General features: G+C 71.7%; 17 protein-coding genes and 2 pseudogenes. 8 read left to right on the plus strand and 11 right to left on the minus strand.

The features are described 5' to 3' along the window. Positions 1 to 92 precede the first annotated feature (92 nt). Positions 93 to 938, minus strand: a complete 846-nt coding sequence (locus ABGA99_RS17165; protein ID WP_347578665.1) for a SigB/SigF/SigG family RNA polymerase sigma factor — start codon at positions 936 to 938, stop codon at positions 93 to 95. A gap of 499 nt (positions 939 to 1,437) precedes the next feature. On the opposite strand from ABGA99_RS17165, the gene ABGA99_RS17170 reads away from it, so the two are divergent. Further along, the gene (locus tag ABGA99_RS17170) at positions 1,438 to 3,309 is read left to right on the plus strand and encodes a transketolase (protein ID WP_347578664.1); all 1,872 of its coding nucleotides are present in this window, start codon (positions 1,438 to 1,440) and stop codon (positions 3,307 to 3,309) included. Between the two features lie 244 nt (positions 3,310 to 3,553). Here the strand turns inward: ABGA99_RS17170 and ABGA99_RS17175 are convergent, their stop codons facing one another. Both ABGA99_RS17175 and ABGA99_RS17180 read right to left on the minus strand, forming a co-directional pair. Beyond that, on the minus strand, positions 3,554 to 3,931 hold the full coding sequence (locus ABGA99_RS17175) for a VOC family protein (RefSeq protein ID WP_347578663.1): 378 nt from the start codon (positions 3,929 to 3,931) through the stop codon (positions 3,554 to 3,556). A 74-nt stretch (positions 3,932 to 4,005) separates the two neighbouring features. After that, positions 4,006 to 4,401, minus strand: a complete 396-nt coding sequence (locus ABGA99_RS17180) for an SseB family protein (RefSeq protein ID WP_347578662.1) — start codon at positions 4,399 to 4,401, stop codon at positions 4,006 to 4,008. Positions 4,402 to 4,566: 165 nt separating this feature from the next. Between ABGA99_RS17180 and ABGA99_RS17185 the strand changes: the two are divergent. From ABGA99_RS17185 to fxsT, 5 genes and pseudogenes are all read left to right on the plus strand, one after another. Beyond that, a pseudogene (locus tag ABGA99_RS17185) lies at positions 4,567 to 4,889 on the plus strand (plasmid stabilization protein). A gap of 315 nt (positions 4,890 to 5,204) precedes the next feature. Then, positions 5,205 to 5,513 (plus strand): trypco2 family protein, encoded by a 309-nt coding sequence (locus ABGA99_RS17190; RefSeq protein WP_347578661.1) that lies wholly within the window; start codon positions 5,205 to 5,207, stop codon positions 5,511 to 5,513. A 146-nt stretch (positions 5,514 to 5,659) separates the two neighbouring features. Further along, on the plus strand, positions 5,660 to 7,114 hold the full coding sequence (locus tag ABGA99_RS17195) for a hypothetical protein (RefSeq protein ID WP_347582936.1): 1,455 nt from the start codon (positions 5,660 to 5,662) through the stop codon (positions 7,112 to 7,114). A gap of 132 nt (positions 7,115 to 7,246) precedes the next feature. Continuing rightward, complete coding sequence (locus ABGA99_RS17200) at positions 7,247 to 8,113, plus strand: hypothetical protein (protein WP_347582937.1); 867 nt, start codon at positions 7,247 to 7,249, stop codon at positions 8,111 to 8,113. Positions 8,114 to 8,136: 23 nt separating this feature from the next. Beyond that, on the plus strand, positions 8,137 to 11,166 hold the full coding sequence (fxsT, locus tag ABGA99_RS17205; RefSeq protein WP_347582938.1) for an FxSxx-COOH system tetratricopeptide repeat protein: 3,030 nt from the start codon (positions 8,137 to 8,139) through the stop codon (positions 11,164 to 11,166). 58 nt (positions 11,167 to 11,224) lie between these two features. On the opposite strand, the gene ABGA99_RS17210 is transcribed toward fxsT, so the two are convergent. The 7 genes and pseudogenes from ABGA99_RS17210 to ABGA99_RS17240 form a co-directional block, all read right to left on the minus strand. Beyond that, positions 11,225 to 13,060 carry an HEXXH motif domain-containing protein gene (locus tag ABGA99_RS17210; RefSeq protein ID WP_347582939.1) on the minus strand — a complete coding sequence of 612 codons (1,836 nt, stop codon included), beginning with the start codon at positions 13,058 to 13,060 and terminating at the stop codon, positions 11,225 to 11,227. Between the two features lie 40 nt (positions 13,061 to 13,100). Next, positions 13,101 to 13,268: a hypothetical protein gene (locus tag ABGA99_RS17215; RefSeq protein WP_347578657.1), complete on the minus strand. Its 168-nt coding sequence runs from the start codon at positions 13,266 to 13,268 to the stop codon at positions 13,101 to 13,103. Positions 13,269 to 13,397: 129 nt separating this feature from the next. Beyond that, positions 13,398 to 14,444 carry a trypsin-like peptidase domain-containing protein gene (locus ABGA99_RS17220; RefSeq protein WP_347578656.1) on the minus strand — a complete coding sequence of 349 codons (1,047 nt, stop codon included), beginning with the start codon at positions 14,442 to 14,444 and terminating at the stop codon, positions 13,398 to 13,400. A 321-nt stretch (positions 14,445 to 14,765) separates the two neighbouring features. Then, positions 14,766 to 15,697 (minus strand): annotated as a pseudogene (locus ABGA99_RS17225) (IS481 family transposase). Positions 15,698 to 16,339: 642 nt separating this feature from the next. Further along, on the minus strand, positions 16,340 to 16,720 hold the full coding sequence (locus tag ABGA99_RS17230; protein WP_347578655.1) for a hypothetical protein: 381 nt from the start codon (positions 16,718 to 16,720) through the stop codon (positions 16,340 to 16,342). Positions 16,721 to 16,731: 11 nt separating this feature from the next. After that, the gene (locus ABGA99_RS17235; protein ID WP_347578654.1) at positions 16,732 to 17,130 is read right to left on the minus strand and encodes a hypothetical protein; all 399 of its coding nucleotides are present in this window, start codon (positions 17,128 to 17,130) and stop codon (positions 16,732 to 16,734) included. Between the two features lie 179 nt (positions 17,131 to 17,309). Next, positions 17,310 to 17,849 (minus strand): pyridoxal-dependent decarboxylase, encoded by a 540-nt coding sequence (locus ABGA99_RS17240; protein WP_347582940.1) that lies wholly within the window; start codon positions 17,847 to 17,849, stop codon positions 17,310 to 17,312. Positions 17,850 to 17,960: 111 nt separating this feature from the next. On the opposite strand from ABGA99_RS17240, the gene ABGA99_RS17245 reads away from it, so the two are divergent. Together ABGA99_RS17245 and ABGA99_RS17250 are read left to right on the plus strand one after the other, a co-directional pair. Further along, positions 17,961 to 18,317, plus strand: coding sequence for a hypothetical protein (locus tag ABGA99_RS17245; protein ID WP_347582941.1), 357 nt, complete (start codon positions 17,961 to 17,963; stop codon positions 18,315 to 18,317). Positions 18,318 to 18,452: 135 nt separating this feature from the next. Continuing rightward, on the plus strand, positions 18,453 to 18,617 hold the full coding sequence (locus ABGA99_RS17250) for a hypothetical protein (RefSeq protein WP_347578651.1): 165 nt from the start codon (positions 18,453 to 18,455) through the stop codon (positions 18,615 to 18,617). Positions 18,618 to 18,678: 61 nt separating this feature from the next. Here the strand turns inward: ABGA99_RS17250 and ABGA99_RS17255 are convergent, their stop codons facing one another. Then, complete coding sequence (locus ABGA99_RS17255; RefSeq protein ID WP_347578650.1) at positions 18,679 to 19,197, minus strand: MarR family transcriptional regulator; 519 nt, start codon at positions 19,195 to 19,197, stop codon at positions 18,679 to 18,681. Between the last annotated feature and the right edge of the window lie 8 nt (positions 19,198 to 19,205).

A 19,205-nucleotide genomic window follows, 5' to 3' on the forward strand; every position in this document is an offset into this window, starting at 1 on the left:
ATCCCTCCTCTCCGGGCGGCCGGGGACGGCTGTCCGCTCTCGAACAGGTGGGTGCTCTCTTCGGGGAGGAGGTGGCGTACACCGGCGCCGGTCTACGCGGCGGTGGCGGAGCCGACCGGTGCGGGTGCTGCGGGCCGGGCCGTTGCGGCCTGGTCCGCCTCCACGCGCTCGCAGACGCGCGCGCACGAGTGGCTGATCAGCCGGGAGACCTGCATCTGCGAGATGCCCAGGTGGTCGGCGATGCCGCGCTGCGTCATGTCGCAGAAGAAGCGCAGGTAGAGGACCTCGCGTTCGCGTTCCGGCAGCCGGCTCAGATGCGGTCGCACGGCCTCGCGGTCCACGGCCTGGTCGAAGCCGGGTTCGGTGCTGCCGAAGGTGTCGATGAGCGAGTAGCCGTCCTCGGTGCCGGGGAGGGCCGCGTCGAGGGAGAGCGTGGCGTAGCTCTCCCAGGCCTCCAGGCCCGTACGCACCTCGTCCTCGGTCAGGCCGGTGGCCTCCGCGAGGTCCGCGGTCGTCGGGAACCGGTCGTCGGCCGTGACGGCCAGCGACAGTCCCGCGCTGCGGACGCGGTTGCGCAGTTCCTGGACCCGGCGGGGCACGTGCACGCCCCACATGTGGTCACGGAAGTGGCGCTTCAGCTCGCCGACGATCGTCGGCACGGCGAAGCTCTCGAAGGCGTTGCTGCGCTCCGCGTCGTACCGCCTGACGGCCTTCACCAGGCCGAGGTGGGCGACCTGTTCCAGGTCCTCCAGCGTCTCGCCGCGGTTTCTGAACTGGTGGGCGAGCCGCTCGGCCATCGGCATCCAGGCGCGTACGACCTCCTGCCGCAGGGCCTTCTTGTCGGGCCCTTCCGGCATTCCCGCGAGCAGACGGAACTGCGCGGAGGTGTCCGGTGCGTCGTGGTGCGGGTGTTTTCTCCTTGCCCTGACATGCGCCACGGGGGCCTCCCTCGGGCGAGTCGTGCGTGTGCGATTCTCACGGGAGGACGACGGCGGCGGACACCTGCCACCGGGACGCCGGCCGCGGCCGGAGCGCCGGCGACAGGGAAACCGTGTACTCCCGCGGCGTGCCTCCCGTCCGAAGCACGGTGGGCCGCCTGCCCGACGCCGTGGGACGCAAACAGGGCCCACGGGCCTGTTCCAGAATACGCCGGGGCGGCACGTCGCACGAGCGGTCGCCGTCCCGCCTCCGGGACCGCCCGCCGGATCGGCCACCGCGGCCACCTCTGCCGGGCCGCGGGGCGCGAACGCACCCGGCTGCGCCCCCGCCGCCCACGGTGGCCTGCCCACCCCGCCGGGAGATCGTTCGTTAGGACGCGCAGGAGCGTGGTACCCGGCACTGAGGACCGACCAGGACACGGCGCGTACGTGACCGGACCGGCGCGTCGCCGTGCCCGTGGGCCGGGACAGCACTCACCGCCCGGACAAGGAGCACGACATGACCTCCGTCGATGTGGATCTGGACCTCTCCACCGCGCTCGGTCGCCAGTTGCGCGTGGACGCCGTACGGGCCGCCGCAGCCGCCGGATCCGGCCACCCGACCTCCTCGATGTCCGCGGCCGACCTGATGGCCGTGCTGCTCGCGAGGCATCTGCGCTACGACGTCGACCGGCCCGACCACCCCGGTGCGGACCGCCTGGTTCTCTCCAAGGGGCATGCCTCGCCGCTGCTGTACGCGGCGTTCAGGGCGGTCGGTGCCGTCGACGACGAGGAACTGCTGACGTTCAGGCAACTGGGCAGCCGGCTGGAGGGGCACCCGACCCCGATGCTGCCGTGGGTCGACGTGGCCACCGGGTCGCTCGGGCAGGGGCCGCCCGTCGGCGTCGGCATGGCGCTGGCGGGCAAGCGGCTCGCGCACCTCCCGTACCGGGTGTGGGTGCTGTGCGGCGACAGCGAGATGGCCGAGGGCTCGGTCTGGGAGGCGTTCGAGCACGCCGGGTACGAGCATCTGGGCAACCTCACCGTGATCGTCGACGTGAACCGGCTCGGCCAGCGCGGGCCCACCCGGCACGGCTGGGACCTGGAGGCGTACGGCCGCCGGGCGCGGGCGTGCGGCTGGCACACCGTCGAGGTCGACGGACACGACATAGCCGCCATCGACGCCGCGTACGCCGAGGCCGAGTCGGTGACCGACCGGCCGACGGTCGTCCTCGCCCGCACGGTGAAGGGCAGCGGGGTCGCCGCCGTGGCGAACCGCGAGGGCATGCACGGCAAGCCCCTGCCGGACCCCGAGGCGGCGATCGCCGAGCTGGGCGGCACCAGCGACATCCGCGTCGAGCCGCAGGCCCCGCCGCCCGCGCTCGCGCCCCCGCGCGCCGCCGCGCCGCATCCGGCGCTGCCGCGGTACGACGTGGGGGACCCGGTGTCCACGCGGGACGCGTACGGGCACGCCCTGGCGGCGCTCGGCACCGCACGGCCGGACGTCGTCGCCCTGGACGGCGAGGTCGGCGACTCCACGCGCACCGAGCTCTTCGCCAAGGAGCACCCCGACCGGTACTTCGAGTGCTACATCGCCGAGCAGCAGCTCGTCGCGGCGGGCGTCGGCATGCAGGCGTGCGGCTGGGTGCCGTTCGCCGCGACCTTCGCCGCGTTCATGACCCGCGCCCACGACTTCGTACGCATGGCGGCCGTCAGCCGGGCGAACCTCAGCCTGGTCGGCTCGCACGCAGGCGTCGCCATCGGCGAGGACGGCCCGTCGCAGATGGGGCTGGAGGATCTGGCGATGTTCCGCGCCGTGCACGGCAGCACGGTGCTGCACCCCTGCGACGCCAACCAGGCCGCGCGACTCGTCGCCGCCATGGCGGACGAGGAGCTGACGGGCGTGCGCTACCTGCGCACCATGCGCGGCGCCCGGCCCGTCCTCTACGGCCCCGACGAGGACTTCCCGGTCGGCGGCAGCAAGCTGCTGCGTGCCGCGCCCGGCGACAGTGTGACGATCGCCGCGGCCGGGGTCACCGTGCACGAGGCGCTGGCCGCCGCCGAGTTGCTGGCCGCGGAGGGCATCGGGGCCCACGTGCTCGACCTGTACTCCGTCAAGCCCGTCGACGCCACCGCCGTGCGCGCCGCGGCGGAGCTGACCGGCCGGGTGCTCACGGTCGAGGACCACCGTCCGGAGGGCGGCCTGGGCGACGCGGTGGCCGAGGTGTTCGCCGACGGGCGCGCCGTTCCGCGGCTCGCCCGGCTGGCGGTACGCACCATGCCCGGTTCGGCGACGGGGACGGAGCAGCTCGCGGCGGCGGGCATCGACGCGGCGGCGATCGCGGCGGCGGCCCGCGACCTGGCCGCGGTGGACGGCACCCGGACGGCCTGACCACGGCGCATGCCGGCGGCGACCGCCTCGGCGACGTCCCTCGCCTGCGCACCCCGGGGGTGTCCCCGGGGGGTGCGCACGGGTGGGGATGCCGTACGGGTGCAGGTCCGGGCCGCAGGGTCCCGACGAGGCGATCCGCACCACCGCTTCGAGGTGAACGGCTCGCCCGCCGTGTCCCAGGAGGGCCGCCGGCGTCCCGCGCGAGGCCGGTCGGTGTTCCCCGGCCGGCTACCCGCGCCGTCGCTCACGACCCGTGGACGAAGCAGAACGGATGCCCCGCCGGATCCGCGTACACGCGGAAGTCCCGCCTGCCCCCGTCGTCGTCCGTGTCCAGCGGCCGGGCACCCAGTTCCAGAGCGTGCCGCTCCGCCGCCTCGACGTCCGTGACCCTCAGATCCAGGTGCAGTTGCTGCGAGTTGCCGTCGGCTCGCGGCCAGTCGGGCGGACGCAGGTCGGGCGCGTGCTGGAAGGCGAGCCGTCCCGTGCCGTCCGGCAGGAAGAGCTCTGCCCAGTCGTCGCGGTCCGCCTTCACCTCGCCCCCGAGCAGCCCCTGGTAGAACTCGGCCAACCGGCGCGGTTCCGGGCAGTCCAGCGCGACCAGGCAGAAGGTGGCGACCGGCATGACGACCTCCGATGTCGGTGTGACCCACGGGTGGCGTACGCCGGGGTACCCGGCCTGCGACGGTACGCCGCGGCTCAGGCCGTGGCCAGCAGGTCCCTCACTCCCTGGGCCGTCAGGGCCATCTCTTCCGGCGTGCCCACGTCGACGACCAGCACCGGGCCGTCCGAGGGCCAGCCGCGGGCGAGGTCACCGAGGGCCACCGCGTTGTAGTGCTCGACCTCGGGGAAGACCTGCTCCAGGCGGTCGGGGGAGGTGAAGACCGGCACCAGCCGGGTGCCGTCGCCCTGCTCCACCACCGGCAGACTCAGCGCCTGCGCGGACCCGACGGGCTCTTCGGCCGGTTCCGGGTCGGGCAGCAGCACCCTGCTCTCGGCGAGCGTGTGCAGCGCTTCCTGGTCGGGACCGTTCTCGGCGACGGTGTGCAGCGCCTGCTGCGCGGCAGAGCGCTGGCCGTCCGGTTGGTACGTCATGGGTGTCCCTTCGCTGTGCGGTGCCGGAGGCCGGTCTCGGCCCGGGTTCCCCGGGCCGGCGAGCTGAAACCGGAGTGCACAGCAGACCGTTTTGTCCGTTTGGTGCGGAATCTCCGGTGGCTGAGGATGGGGGCGTTGCATCGGACCCACTGCCAGGGAGAAGACATGCCGAGAGGATCCGGCCCCAAGCGGGAACGCCAGTCCGAGCACATGGAGAAGGGCGCCCGGAAGCGCGGCGCCCGCCCGGCACGGCCAAGGAGATCGCCGCCCGTACCGTGAACAAGGAGCGCGCCCATACCGGCGAGGCCCGCACCGCGAGCCGTACCTCCACCCGCGACCTCTCCTCCGCCCGCCGCGGCGGCCTCCGCTCCCACCGCGGCGCCGAGGGCCCCACGTACGACCAGCTCTACGCCGAGGCCAGGCGCCGCAACATCCGCGGCCGCTCGTCCATGAACAAGGCCCAGCTCACACGCAAGCTCGCCCGCTGACCCCCAGGGCCCCCGTCACCCGCCCGGCCGAGACCCGCCCCGTCTCCTTCACGGCCGCCCGGGTGCCGGGTGCCGGGGGCCTCGGCCGGCGCGGGATCGGCCACGACGCGCGCGAACACCCGGAGGCAGCCCTCCGGGCGCCCTCGTCGACGGCGCACGGCCGGACCCCTCACAGCGCGCCCCTCCACGCGCCCCCCGCGGGTAGGGATCGGCCCGAAGGCGGGCGGGCAGGTACTTGTCAGCGTGCCGGCAACGGGCCGCATCGCGCCCCGCATCCCCGATAGCATCGCCGCCACACGAGAGGGGGTCCCCCCGGTGATCGAACTGGCCGAGGTGATCCGGGCGTTGAGGCGTGAGCTGCAGGACGCGATCGCCGACCCGGACGCCGGCCCGCTCCGGTTCCGGCTGGGTCCGGTGGAGGTCGAGACCACCGTCGCGGTCACCCGGAGCGGCGGCGCCGGCGGGAAAGTCGCCTTCTGGGTCGTCGAGGCGAACGCCGACGGCCGCACCGAAACCGCCCGGACGCACCGGATCGCCTTCACCCTCGATCCGACCCTCGTCGACCCGGAGGGGACCGCTCACGCGGTGATGATCGCGGACGCCGCGGAAGAGGCGGAAAGATGACCCTGTGCGGCCGTCGTCACGATGGCTCGCGGGGACTGCTGGCCGTACCCTGTTTGCACGACGCGCGGGCTGATGCGAGAGCAACTGGGGGCACAGGCGTGGAGGGACGCAGTCCTGCACGGGTTCGCAACGAGTTATTGGCCTCCGTGGTCGACGTGCTCCAGGAGGCGGAGACGATCCGGCGTCCTGCCAGCATGGAGATGGTGGTCCAGGCCGTCGCCTCAGAACTGCGGACACCCGTGGAACCACCGCGCCAGGACCAGCCGTTGCGCGTCTGGCTGTTACGTCTCGTCGGTATCTGCGCCGACGTGGACGAAGGGCTGCAGGGACTGGCGCGCTGCCTCGGCTATGTAGAGCAGCAGTCCGTGCTCATGGACGACCTGGCGCGGCTGCTGGACGAGTGGGAGGCCGCGGTCTTCTTCCGCTTCACCGACCTGTATCCGCTGCGGTCCGTGCTGCAGAAGCTGCCGTCCGACGCCCTGCTCACCCTGGCCCGGCGGGCCAGCCGCTCCCGTACGCAGGAGCTGGAGGCGTGGTGCAAGACCGGCTGGGACGTGTTCCTGCGTCTGGCCGGCGACAACACCACCGAGGAGGAGCTTCCGCCGTGCCTGGCGTACCTGGACCTCGCCGCCGACCTCCTGGTCGAGGAGGGGCGCCACAGCGAGGCGGAGGAACTGCGCCGCTGGGCCCGCCGGCAGGCCCAGACCAGGGGACTGCTCGACGCGCAGGCCGACTGGGTCGCCACCAAGCAGCGCTCCCGTACGTCGCAGCCCGCCGCCCCCTCCCTGCACCCGGCCTACCTGCTCATCCAGTGTGAGCCGGACGGCGTCGACCCCGACCGCTTCTACCTGTCCCACTGGCGTCAGGCCGACGCGGACGGCTGGCACCCCGTCCCCGGCGAAACGCTCAACGTGCGCCGCAGCGACCTCGAGGTCGAGGTGGAGCGGCTCGTCGAGCAGGCCGAAGCGCGCTGGGCGGAGCTGCGGCAGCCGGTGGTGATCGAGTTCATCCTTCCCTGGGAGCTCCTCAAGGAGCCCGTGGAGTGGTGGAACAAGGAGACCGACGCGCGGCATCCGACCCCGCTGGTCATGTACTACACCGTGGTGCTCCGCTCGCTCGACCGCCTGCGCAAGCCCTGGTACCGGCCGTGGAACAACCGCTGGCGCCACTTGAGGGACAAGCCTGCCGAGAGCCGGTCGCACTGGAGCAGGCCGGGCCAGTCGGCGTTCCATCTCGAACGGGAGCTCCAGGAGGACGACCAGATCGTCTGCCTCGTGCTGAACGAGGTTCCCGGCAGCGACTCGGAGGCCGCCCAGGACGAGTTCACCGCGGCCCTGCGGGCGGGCGTCCCGGCGATGCTCTGGCAGCGCGGCGAACCCGACCCCGGCTTCCGGGAAGCGGCGGCCGACATCCTTCAGGAACGCAGCCTGGCCGGCCTCCTGGAGCGCACCCGCGTCTGGCGCAGACAGGCGCTCTCGCTCGGCCGGGAGAACTGGGACGGCCATATAGGGCGTCATCTGGCCGTGCTGCTGGACGACCCGGAACGTATACCCGGACCCTCGAGCCGACCCGACGCGGGCGGCACCGACCGGAGGCGGTGAGGCATGTATGGCAGGGAAGGAGACACCACCCGGTGATGTGGAGTACGCCGGCAGACATGCGCCCCCGTCCCGGCGAGGGACGGTCATGTACCGAGGCCCCGCGACGAAGGTGCCGTGATCGCAGTGCTGCCCATGTCCGATGACGACGCGCGGGGCGAGCAGTCCAGGCCCTCGGCGGACCCGGCCGGTCCGAGCGCCCCGTTGGCGGCAGGACCGGATCTGGCGCGGCTGTGGGAGGGCTGGCCCGCCGGGGACGCCGGGGAGCCGAGCCGGGTGCTGCTGGTCGTCGACGCCCACGTGACGGTGCAGGTGTGGGACCGGATGCTGGCCGATCTGCAGCAGGCGCTGGCGGACTGCTTCTCCGAGGTACGGGTCCTGCGTCTGCTCCGCACCGACGAGACGGCACCCGGCCGCGTGCACACCGACGTCCCGCTCGACGGGACGCCCACGACGGGAGCGCGGACCGTGGTCCTGGTCGTCACCGACGGCCTGGCCGCCGGCTGGCATCTGGGTGTGGTGCAGTCGCTGCTGCGGGACTGGGGACGGAACCTGCCGGTCGCCGTGATCGAGCTGCTCCCGCCCCCGCTGTGGTACCGCACCGGCCTCACCGTCTCCCGCCTCCGGGTCCGGGCGGACCACGCCTGGGCCGCCAACAGCACCTGGGAGTGGCGCGAGCGGGACGTCCGTACCGCATTACGGGGTGACGCCGCCGACGACGCGGACGATCCGTCCGTCATGCCCGTACTCTCCCTCACCCAGCACGGGGCGCAGGCCCTGTCGCTCCTGCTCTCCGGCGACCGGCAGCGCTGGGTGGACCTGCCGGCCTTCCCGGCCCACCGCTGGAAGAACCGGCCGGACCTCGCCCGCCCGCTGCCCTGGCTGGCCGAACCCCCCGACGCGGAACAGCCGCAGTCCGCCGCCGACCGCGTCTTCGAGTTCCGCGCCGCCGCCTCGCCCACCGCGTTCCGGCTGGCCACCCGACTGGCCGCGGCACGCTGAGCCTGCCGGTCATCCGCAAAGTGGTGGAGTCCACCCCCGGCGCGGGGCCGGTGCACGCCGCCGAGTTCTTCATGAGCGGGCTGGTGCGGCCCACAGGCGTGCCCGACGACGCCCCGGCGGCCCTCGCGTACGAGTTCACCCCGGGCACCCGCGGACAACTGCTGGCCCTCGGGCGGCGCAGCGCCACCGTGCGCACCCTGCGGGACGTCCACGAAGTCCTGGCGTCGGATCCGGGCAGCGCCACGCTGCTGCCGCCGCTCTCCGCGCCGCTGGACGAGACGGCGCCCCCGTCCGTCACCAAGCGCAGTGCCGCGTTCCTCCGGGTGGAGCTGGCCGCCCTGTCGGCCCTGTCCGGTGCATTTCATCAGCGCGCCGCAATTCTGCGGAAAGCACTGAAATGGCACGATCAGTGGAACGCGACCCGTCCCCCCGATGCTCTGCCCAGCGCATCGCCGACAGCATCACCCACATCCGCAGCAGGCGAAGGAGCATCGCCCATGTCGACCACGCCCCAGCGCACCCTGGAAGGAGAGCGCGCCGCACGGCCACGCATCTGGGGTAACCTGCCGCCGCGGAACCAGAACTTCACCGGCCGGGACGAGCTCCTGGCCCTGCTGGAGCAGCGGTTGCAGGAGGGTACGACGACGGTCCTGCCCGAGGCCATCCACGGCATGGGCGGTGTCGGCAAGACGCAGTTGGCGATCGAGTACGCCTACCGTCACCAGTCCGAGTACGACATCGTGTGGTGGATCCCCTCGGAGCGGCCGGGCCAGATCGGCCAGTCCCTGGTGGAACTCGCCAAACGGCTGGGCCTGGAGACCACCTCCGAGGTCAACGTCGCCGGTCCCGTCGTCCGGGAGGCGCTGCGCGAGGGGAAGCCGTACTCGCGCTGGCTGCTGATCTTCGACAACGCGGACAGCCCCGAGCAGGTACGCCCCTACTTCCCCACCGGCGGCACCGGGACCATCGTGGTGACCTCGCGCAACCGGCGGTGGAGCCTGGTGGGCGGCTCCCTCGACGTGGACGTCTTCACCCGCGAGGAGAGCAAGAAGCTGCTCAGCAGGTCGGGGCCGGAGCTGGCGGACGAGGAGGCCGAGGCGCTGGCCGAGGCGCTGGGCGACCTGCCGCTGGCCCTGGTGCAGGCGGCCGCCTGGCGCACCGAGACCGGCATGCCGACCTCCGAATACCTGCGGCTGTTCGAGGACAAGAAGAACGAACTCCTCGAAACCGCCCCGCCGCCGGACTACCAGCTTCCGGTCGCCGCCGCCTGGAACGTCTCCCTCGACCATCTGGAGCAACGCAGCCCGACAGCCCTCCGCCTGCTTGAGCTGTGCTCCTACTTCGCCCCCGACCCGATCAGCCGCTCGGTCCTCAAGGGACCGGGCCCGCAGAGCATCTTCCCCCAGCTCGATGCCGCCCTCAACGACCCGATGAAGCTCGCGCGCGCGATACGGGAGATCAACCGTTACTCACTCGCCCGCATCGACCACCGCACGAACTCCATCGAGATGCACCGACTCGTGCAACTCGTACTGGTGAACCGCATGAGTCCGGAGGAGCAGAACCGCATGCGCCAAGGCGCTCACTCCTTGATGGCCACCGCAGATCCCAAGGAACCGAACGACCCGTCGAACTGGCCGCGGTATGCGGAGCTCTACACGCATGTCATCGCCTCCGACGCCGTCAGGTCGGACCAGCCCTGGGTACGCCAGCTCGTGCTGAACGCGGCCCGGTACCTCTACCACTGGGGCGACCACGACGTCGCGGTCTCCTTCTCCGAGGACGCGTGGAACGCCTGGACGGAGTTGTTCGAGGAGGACGACTCGCTGTCCCTGCTGATGGGTCAGCACCTGGGCTTCATGTACTGGGCCGTCGGACGGTACGGTGACGCGGCGCGGCTGGTGGAACTGCTCCGGCAGATCTACGACCGTACGCAGCCCGCGGACAGCGAGGGCGCGCTCGACGCCCTCCAGCTGGAAGCGGCCGTCCGGCGCGCGGAGGGACGCTTCGCGGAAGGCGCCGAGATCGACAAGATCGCCCACGACCGGGCCCTCCAGGCGTTCGGCGAGGAGGATCCCACCACGCTCAACGTCGCCCACAACTACGGCGTGAGCCTGCGCCTCATGGGCGACTTCCAGAACGCGCTGGAGCTGGACCGGCAGACCTGGCTGCTGCGGCAGCGGCTGTTCGGACGCGACGACCCGCGCAGCCTGGAGTCCGAGATCGCCGTGGCCATCGACGTACGGGAGAGCGGCGACTACATCGGCGCCCTGTCGTTGCACGAAACCGTCGTGGCGGCCCGGCAGGACATCCTCGGCAGCCGCAACCCCTCCACCTTGCACGCGCTGCGCGAGCTGAGCATCACCACCCGGAAGGCGGGTGACCACGCGCGTTCGCTGGAGCTGGCCATCGAGGCCCACGAGGGCTTCAACCGCCGGTACGGCGAGGCCCACCCCCAGTCGCTGGCCGCCGCCCTGACGCTGTCCATCGCCCTGCGCCAGACCGCCGACCTGGACGCCGCCCGGGTCCGCGGCTCCAAGGTGAGCGAGGGCTACCGGGAGCTGTACTCCGCGGAGCACCCGTACGCCCTGGCCGCCGACGTCGACCTCGCCCTCTCCGAACGGCTCCTGGGCCGCCCGGAGGAGGCACGCCGGCTCGACGAGCACGCGCTCCGCACCCTGACCGAAGTCCTCGGGGACGACCACCCCCACACCCTGGTGGCCGCGGTGAACCTCGCCAGTGACATGGCGGCGCTCGGCGACCACGAAGAATCCGTCCGCTGGGGGCGCCCGACCCTGGGACGGTGCCAGGAGGTCTTCGGCACGGCCCACCCCACCACCCTGGCCTGCGCCGGCAACCTCTCCCTCGACCTGGCGGCGACCGGTGAAGCCGAAGAGGCCACCGCGATGCGTCAGGACACCCTGGAGCGGATCCGGCAGGCGCTTGCGGCCCCCGAGCCCTCGGGGGAGGAGACACCCGCGACACACCCGGCGATCGTGGCCTTCGCCGCCGGGCTGCGGGCGGACTGCGACATCGACCCGGCACCGCTGTAAAAACCGGACCGCGGCGGGTCGGGAGCCCGCCCCGCCGCGGGCAGCCGGTCCGTCCCGGTCAGTTGGCCGCGACGTCGGCGCCCAGCCAGTCGGCGAGTTCGACCGGATCCGCGGATGGCGCCCCCGTCGCCCGGAGGGCGTCATACAGCGCCCGCGCACGCTCGGGGAACCGCCGCAGGAGCCGGGACGCGGCGAGGTGTGCCGGGTCGTCTTCCAGGGCCCGGCCCAGGACCGCCCAGGTACCGATGGGAACGTGCTCGTCGCGCAGCCGGGCCCGCAGGGCATGCTCCGCCGCCGTCCGGTTTCCGCCCGCCAGCAGCACGTCGGCCGCCTGGGCCCCTCTCACGCCGGCGGCCGTGTCCGTCCAGGCCCCGTCGCCCTTGCTGAGACTGTGCCGGGCCAGGACGGCCGCCGTGTCGAGGAATCCCACCGCGGGGTCTGGCACCATCGAGGGCTCGGCGGCGAGGGCCGACGGCGGCCGGAGGGCTCCGCGGTACCAGGCCCGCGCGGCCTCGGCCACGGCCCCGGCGGGCGGGCGCAGGTGGTATTCGCGCCAGCGGGCCCGGTGGTCCGACGCCGACTCCTCGGCCAGCCGGGACACGTGTGCGGGTACGTCGTCGGCCGCCCACTCCGCGCAGCGCTCGCCGAGCCCCGCGATCAGCCGGGAGCCGAGCGGCGTGAGCCTCTCGTGGCCTCGTACGCCCTCCAGCGTGGACCGCACCTCGTCGCGCCAGAAGACGTATTCGAAGTGGGCCACCGGTGCGTCCGCCGGGTCGACGGCGTGCCGGTGGGCGCGCCAGAAGCGTGCCACGCCGAAGAAGGCGTAGATGCCCTGGAGCAGGCCCTCCAGGGGACGTGGGTCGTCCCGCCAGGGGGCGTGGAACAGCTCGGGTCCTTCCCCGTCCGCGGGCCCGGCCGGCCGGAGTAACGGGTACAGGTGTAACAGCGCGCCGAGCTTGATGTGCTGGAACTCGTGCACCAGCGTCGCGGCGAAGTGCGAAGCGCCGTCCGGCAGGGAAACGTTCATGCCGCCGAAGGCGTCGCCCGCGGAACTGCTGTAGGGCCGAAATCTCTCTCTCGGCCCGACCGGAGTGATCGAGAGCAGCCCGCGGCGCATCGCCTCGGCGGCGACCGGTTCGTCACGCAGCAGGATGCTCCACGCCTCGCCGACGTACGCCTGCCACTGCGCCGCCTCGGCCTCCGACAGGACACGCGGCGGGCTGGTGCCGAGGTAGGTGCGGTAGGGGTCGGACTCCTCCAGCGCCAGGACGAGTTCGCGACCGGGCGGGCCGACCGTGAGGCGACGCGTGGGCAGCCACTCCGCGCTCCGGCGCTCCCCGCGGGCCGCGATGACGGTCTCTCCCCGGTAGCCGGATAACGTCAGGTCGCCTGCCCGGCCCGTGACCTGCGCCGTGCTCCACTCCGCCGCCGCCGGCAGCGCGGCGCAGCCCACCGTCGGCAGGTGGACGTACCCGCGGCGCACCGGGACCGTGGCGGTGAAGCCGACTCCGGCGCGGGTGGCCGCGGCCGCGGCCACGGCGGACAGATGTCCGGCGGTCACCCAGGCCGGGGCGTCCTCCGGCGACTGGCCGCGCAGCCGGCGCAGCGCACTGGACAGCCAGATGCCCGTACCGGGTGCCATCAGGAGGTCGTCGACGACCTCGGGCGCCCGGCGCTGCACCTCCTCCAGCAAGGCCCACGCGTCGGCCGAAGCCTGTCCGCCGGTCTGGTCGAGCAGCGCGCGCAGCAGCAGCATGCGGCGGCTGAGCTCCGCGTTCATGAGCTGTCCGACGACCTCGCGATCACCGTCACCTCGGGTGAGGGCGTCGAGGGCGGCCTCCGGGAGCCTGTGGAAGGCAGCGCGTTCCTGTGGTGCACTTTCCTCTGCGGGCACCAGGTCTCCCCTGTTGGCCGTCGACAGTCCTCACCCGGGCTCAGTCGATACGCTGGGCGCCGTAACCGCCTGCCAGGACGGCCGGAGGGTGGTCGATGTGCTGCATCAGCCGCTCCAGAGACGCCACGATGGCCGGGCCATCCATGGAGCGCAGCGATGCGAGAGAGACCCCCGAGAGGTCCAGGACCGCGGACTCCACGTCAGGCATTTCCGACTCCATAGCGGCAAGTCCCCTCCCCGTCGTGTGGTGGCATGTACGCGGCGTCGTTGCCTTAGCCAATGATGACTCAGCCGGGCAGGCGTCGAAACCCCGCGGATCAGCCAGTCGTAAAACACCTCACCTGTGGCGTCGGGCCAGACCAGCGGCTTCCTCGGAGGCCCGGGCCATGGCCGCGGACCCCTCCTCCCACACCCGTAACGCGGCCAGGAACTCGTCGAGCGTGCCGGGATAGCGCAGGCAGGTGCGGAGAACGCCGTAGAGCTCGGCCCGCAGCGTCGAGGCGCGCATACGGTTGCCCGCGATCCGCGGATCGACGTCGTCCAGCACCGTCTCCAGGCCGTCGGGCCGGCGCAGCGTGGGCAGTTCGGCCAGCGCGGCGATGAGGTCCTTCAGATCGCCCATGGCCAGATCGGGGGGCAGCGACGCGAGCGACGGCACGCCCGCCGCCGGGTCGACGGGACCGCCGACCTCGGCCAGTTCCTCCCTCGGAGGCAGCCCGGCGCAGGTGTGAAGGACGGCCAGCTCGGCCGCGGACAACGTCTCGTACCAGCGCTCGACCCGGGTGGCGGCGAGCCGGCCGGGGCCGTCGGTGCGGTGATGGGTCGCGATCACGCCGATCACGGCGTCGTCCGACCAGACGGCGGCGCCGGACATGCCCTGCCAGGGGGAACGATCGGGTTCGACGGTGTCGGAGGGCGGCTGGACGGCGAGTTCGAGGGTGCCCTCGCGCCGGTTGGAGAGCGCGGCGATGGTCCCGGACGCGTGGAAGGTGTCGCGGTACTGGGCGAGCGAACCGTCGTCGGGGCGGCGGGCGGTGCCGTCGTCCTTGCGGAGCTTGAACCGGGGGAAGCCGACCGCGGTGAACGGCAGGACCACGTCCGTGTCGGGGACGGCGGCGTACCGGGGCGGGGACACGGCCGTGCCCCGTGGTGCGGCGAGTTCCAGGAGGGCGAGGTCGGCGGCCTCGGAGCGCAGGCCGATCACGGCCTCGGTGGTCCACTCACCGGGCCGGTCGGCGTCGAAGCGGACGCGCAGGGAGGCCACGGGCGGTGCCACGAGGTGCGCGGCGATCAGGACGTACCGGTCGCCGACACGGTACCCGGACCCGCGACGGCCGGGCGTCCCGGGCGGACGGCCGACCAGGATCTCGGCCACCCGGGCCATTCCCAGCCCCTGGGCAGCACGTTCCGGCCTTCTCATGACCCACCCCGGTCGCTCACACGAGGAACGTACCCGCCGACGTACCGCGAGGCACCCGAAGCCGGAGCACGCGACGACCTGGGGAAGAGATCCACGCCGTGGTCGAGGCTGCGCTCGATCCGCACCGGAGAGGGAAGTGTGGTGTCCAGGGCCCGACTCGCACCACAACCCCAACCCATCGTGCTCCGCGGCGCTCTGCACCTTGATGGTGCCGTGGAGGACGAACCGCACGTCGTGCTGCCCAAGGGCGGGTGTGTGCGACCGACGGTAATCGTTTACGCCGGGTCACGCTTGGGTCGTGGTCTTCTGCCGGAGGCGTTCGTAGGGCGTCTGGCCTCCGAGGCCGCCGTGGGGCGATGGTAGTTGTAGTAGTCCTCTCACTCGCGCAGCTTGTCGTTGAAGACGTCGGCGTCGTCGATGAGGACGCCGTCGAGGAGGCGGTAGAACTCCTCGGCGTCGATCCGGTGGGAGCGCTCGACCTTGCCGTTCAGCCGCGGGGTGCGGGGTGCGGGGTTTGATGTAGGTGTGCGCGATGCCCCTGTCGAGGACGTGGAAGTGAAAGGCGGACTGGAACTCGGCCCCGTTGTCCGTCTGGATGACCTCGACTTGGAAGGGCAGCCGCTGGATGACGTGGTCGAGGAACTGGATGGCGGTCTTCTGGTTGAGCGTCGGATAGATCCGTAGCACGCGCAGCCTCGTGCAGTCGTCGATCGCGGTGAACTGGTAGTACTTGTTGCGCCCGCCCCGGCGGCCGGTGGTCGTGCCGGCCAGGGGTTCGATGAACTTGACGTCGATCTGCACCCGGTGGCCGGGCATCTGCTTCTCGTAGCGCTTCCAGCGGCGGCCGTGGCGTTTGTAGCGCTGGGAGGCCGGCAGGCGGCCCATGTCCAGGCGCTTGAGGATGCGCCAGACGCCGGATTTGCTGATGGTGACGTCGTGGTATCGCTTGAGGTACATCGCGATCTTCTCGGGTCCGAAGTGGTAGGTCTGCCGTAGGTAAATAATCTTCCCGATCACCTCGACGTGGGTGGCGTTGGGCGACGTCTTCGGGGCATTGGAACGGGTGCGCAGGCCCTCGACGCCCTCGGCTGGTAGCGGCGGTACCAGAGGTAGTACGCCTGCCGGCTGATCCCGAAGTACCGGCAGGTCATGGCGACGTTGCGGGTGACCTCTTCCACGTGGCCTATGACTGGCCGGGCGCCGCTTGGCCTCACGATCGAGCGGGGGTGTCTTCGACATGTGGATCTCCGTATCTGTCGGAGACCCAGGTGTCAACGATGATCGTCAGTTCTAGACCGACAACCCATCCGGTGACATTGCTGTCCCCACGCGAAGGCGCCCGGGTGATGGGGTCTGCACCTACAGCAGCGGGCCTGGAGTGGATCTGGGTGGATCTGGCCAACGGCGACATACCGCCACCAGCACGTGATGGTGAACTGGCCAGGGCCTTACGCAATGTTGCCCGGATCCTCCGCGACGGCTCAGGCGTTGTCATCCACTGCTCAGCCGGGATCCACCGGACCGGAATGTTCGCTTACAGGCTGCTTCGTGCGACTGGGATGGGCGCCGTAAACGCGAATCAGCATTGACGCAACTGCGAGCCGGCACCGCGGAAGGAGTCGGTGAGCACCGCCTTGAATGGGCCGACCGCCTCTGCACCACGATGGGATGGGCTTCCAGGCACGAGTGACACGCTTGCCGGCCCACTACAGAAACCAGGTTACCAAGTACAGCTGGAGTAGTAAGCTCCTGGGATGTCTCTCGGGCGGGACGCACCAAGCAGGGCTTCGGGGCCCGGGTTCCGGGTGTCTCGCATCCCGGAACCCGAACCTCACCGAAACCCTGCACGGATCAGGGGATCAGCCGGCCTTCGTCATGATTCCCGCACTCGAAAAGACGGTCATGCCAGGGCAGTAGACATATGAGTGCTTGCTGCCGCCTGCCTTTTGCCACACCGGCGCCAGCCGGTAGACGATGGGTCCACCGGTGATGGGTTTGCAGTTCACCGCCGCCTTGAAGTAGCCCCCGCCCGACCCGCAGTACGCTTGAGCGCCTTCGGAACCGAGGACGTCCTTGTAGTAGTCGTAGCTGCAGTCCTTCGGCCACGCCTTGGCCGCCGTCGTGGTCTGGGACGACTGGGCTTCCGGTGCGGGAGCCGCGTTGGCCGTGCCGGTGACTCCCGTGACGACGCCCATCGCCAGCGCGGCACCGGCGGACAGCGACAGCAGTCGCTTCTTCATGGTGAAGCTCCTCATCGGGTCATGTCCTTGGTGGTGGTTTCGATACCGGCGCTCTTCACCTTGCTGTCACCGTTGCAGTACGCCACCGACACCGCCCCCTTGGTCCACTGGCCGTACCCGTAGAGGATCTTTCCCTCGGTGCTCTTGCACAAGGCAATGGCCCGCCAGGAGCCACCGTTGTCGTCGTCACACATGGCCCAAGTCGCGTCGAGGCCGTCCCAGATTCCGTAATCGCAGCCGCTCGGGCGCCCCTTGGTCCCGATGTCGTTGGTCCCGATGCCCGAGGTGACGCGCGCCGTCGAATCGGGGGCGGCGGCTGATGACGGGGTGGCCGCGAGGACCGGCAGGGACAGGACCGCTATGGATGCCCCCAGCAGCCCCAGCATCTTTCGTGAAGTGGTGATGGTCATACACCTCTCATGTGGGTGTCGCTCAGACGTTGAGCTGAGCCGACCATGCCGCAGTGCACTGTGCAGAATCTTGAGAAAATCTGACAGCGTCACCGGCCGCCCGGTCATCGAGTGAGGACCGCCGGCACCCTATTTCCGGCCGAAGCGCTCCCGGCCGGACGCGGACGCCCTACTGAGTTTCAAAGGGTGGTGTCGTGTGGGCTGACGTCCCGTGATACCTGCGGTATGCCGGTTGTGTGAGGTACGCGCAAGGCGGTGGGCTGACCGGTGAACGGCGGGCCTTCCGCGAGAAGTTGCAATGAATCCGGCGCCGCGGCGCCGGCGCCCATGGGGGCAGACAGCCACTTGTGCGGGTCCACGGTGACCCTGTCGGCCCGTTCGACGCCGGCGAGCAGCGGGCGCAGCCGGTCGGACAGCGCCACCGCGCTGGCCCAGGCCGCGTCCACGTGGAAGTGCAGACTCCGCCCGGCGGCCAAATCCGCCGGCCGCGGCAGCGGGTCGACCGTCCCACCGCCGGTGGTGCCCGCGGTGCCGACGAGCAGGAAGGGCAGCCGCCCGGCCGCGATGTCCGCGTCGTGCAGCTCGCGCATCCGCGCGGCGTCCGGCCGGCCCGCCGCGTCGACCGGGACGAGCCGTACGGCGCGCCGGCCGAGCCCGGTGGTGTGCGCGATCTTCAGCCAGGCGAGGCGGCTCTCCGCCGAGGCGTAGAGTACCGGCACCCCAGGCACCCCAGGCACCCCAGGCAGGCAGGCAGGCCCGGTGTCCGGTAGCCGGGGAAGCACCGGGTCAGGGCGACGACGACGGCGGTGAGGTTGGCCTCGGTGCCACCGGTGGTGAAGCTGCCGTCCGCATCCGGCGGCAGGCACGGGCGCGCGGACGGTACGCGCGACATCATCGTCGCGCACGGGAAGGGCCGGCTGCCGAACCACTCGGTTTCGGACTGGGTGAGGTACGCCGACGATGTCGTGGTCGTCACCGCCACCGCCGAGAAGGAACTCCCGGCGAACGAGGACGAGGTGGAGCTGGGTGCTGGTTACATCCCGCGCGAGGTCGCCCTTGAGGTCGAGGACACAGTGTGGTCCCGCTCCGGCACCGCCAGGCCGGCGCCGGAAGCCGGGTTCGCCTGGCCGGCGGCGGGGTGGACGTTCGACGAGGACGGGAAGGCCCCGATGGCGATGGAGGGATAGCCGCGCATCGAGGTCGGGCACCGCGCTACCTCACGGCCGTCGCGTGGGAGCCCGCGGTCTCCGTCGACGGCGAGACCGTTCCAGGCAAGTGGAACGGCCTGGGCGAGAACGCGGTGCTCCGGTACGACGACGGGCGTGATCGGCAAAGGCGAGTCCGAAGGCGCCGAGAGGGCCACCGCGAAGGCCGAGCACGCGGACGAGGGCGCTGACGGCCCGTCGATCGAGAAGGAGCTGAACGGCAAGTCCGCGGCCGACCTCACCGCCGCGCTCGACGCCGCGAAGCCCACCGAAAGGGAATAGGGCAAGGCCCCGCGGGCCCTGACGGCACACGGCCGCCGCCGCGAATTCCCCCCGGCGGCAGCTACTCCGTCCCCGGCATGGCCTGGCCACGTGGGCGGTGGGGTTGTCCGTCCCACTCCCCGGCGGACTCGTGGATCTTGGCCGCTACGGTCCGGAAGGCCCGGCCGATCGTCTCCAGTTCGGCAGGGCTGAGCAGGTCCACGAAGTGCTCGCGCACCGTCTCGGCGTTGTCCTTAGCGGCCTCGACCAGCAGCGCCTCTCCGGTTCGGGTCAGTGACGCGACCACGCCGCGCCTGTCGTCCGCGTCGTCGCCTCGTCGGACGAGCCGGCGGGCTTCCAGCCGGGAGACCGTGTGCGAGAGCCGGCTGCGCGAGTAGTACGAGAGCTCGGCGAGGTCGGCCATGCGCATACGGCCCTCGGGTGCTTCGGAGAGCCGCATCAGGATCTCGAAGTCGGCCAGCGAGAGGTGGTGACGGCTGCGCAGCCGCCGGTCGCGCACGTCCACCAAGAGCGCCGATCCTTCCACGTAGGAGCGCCAGGAGCGCTGCTGATCGTCGTCCAGCCACCGTGTGCCACTCATGACCTGAG

This window comes from Streptomyces sp. B5E4 (assembly GCF_039871555.1).
Classification (GTDB): domain Bacteria; phylum Actinomycetota; class Actinomycetes; order Streptomycetales; family Streptomycetaceae; genus Streptomyces.

Coding starts and splice junctions, on each gene's coding strand:
- ABGA99_RS17220 (WP_347578656.1), bottom strand. CDS start 14,444: ATGGCCCGGGTGGCCGAGATCCTGGTCGGCCGTCCGCCCGGGACGCCC.
- ABGA99_RS17255 (WP_347578650.1), bottom strand. CDS start 19,197: ATGAGTGGCACACGGTGGCTGGACGACGATCAGCAGCGCTCCTGGCGC.
- ABGA99_RS17175 (WP_347578663.1), bottom strand. CDS start 3,931: ATGCCGGTCGCCACCTTCTGCCTGGTCGCGCTGGACTGCCCGGAACCG.
- ABGA99_RS17235 (WP_347578654.1), bottom strand. CDS start 17,130: ATGACCATCACCACTTCACGAAAGATGCTGGGGCTGCTGGGGGCATCC.
- ABGA99_RS17180 (WP_347578662.1), bottom strand. CDS start 4,401: ATGACGTACCAACCGGACGGCCAGCGCTCTGCCGCGCAGCAGGCGCTG.
- ABGA99_RS17215 (WP_347578657.1), bottom strand. CDS start 13,268: ATGCCTGACGTGGAGTCCGCGGTCCTGGACCTCTCGGGGGTCTCTCTC.
- ABGA99_RS17200 (WP_347582937.1), top strand. CDS start 7,247: ATGTCCGATGACGACGCGCGGGGCGAGCAGTCCAGGCCCTCGGCGGAC.
- ABGA99_RS17170 (WP_347578664.1), top strand. CDS start 1,438: ATGACCTCCGTCGATGTGGATCTGGACCTCTCCACCGCGCTCGGTCGC.
- ABGA99_RS17230 (WP_347578655.1), bottom strand. CDS start 16,720: ATGAAGAAGCGACTGCTGTCGCTGTCCGCCGGTGCCGCGCTGGCGATG.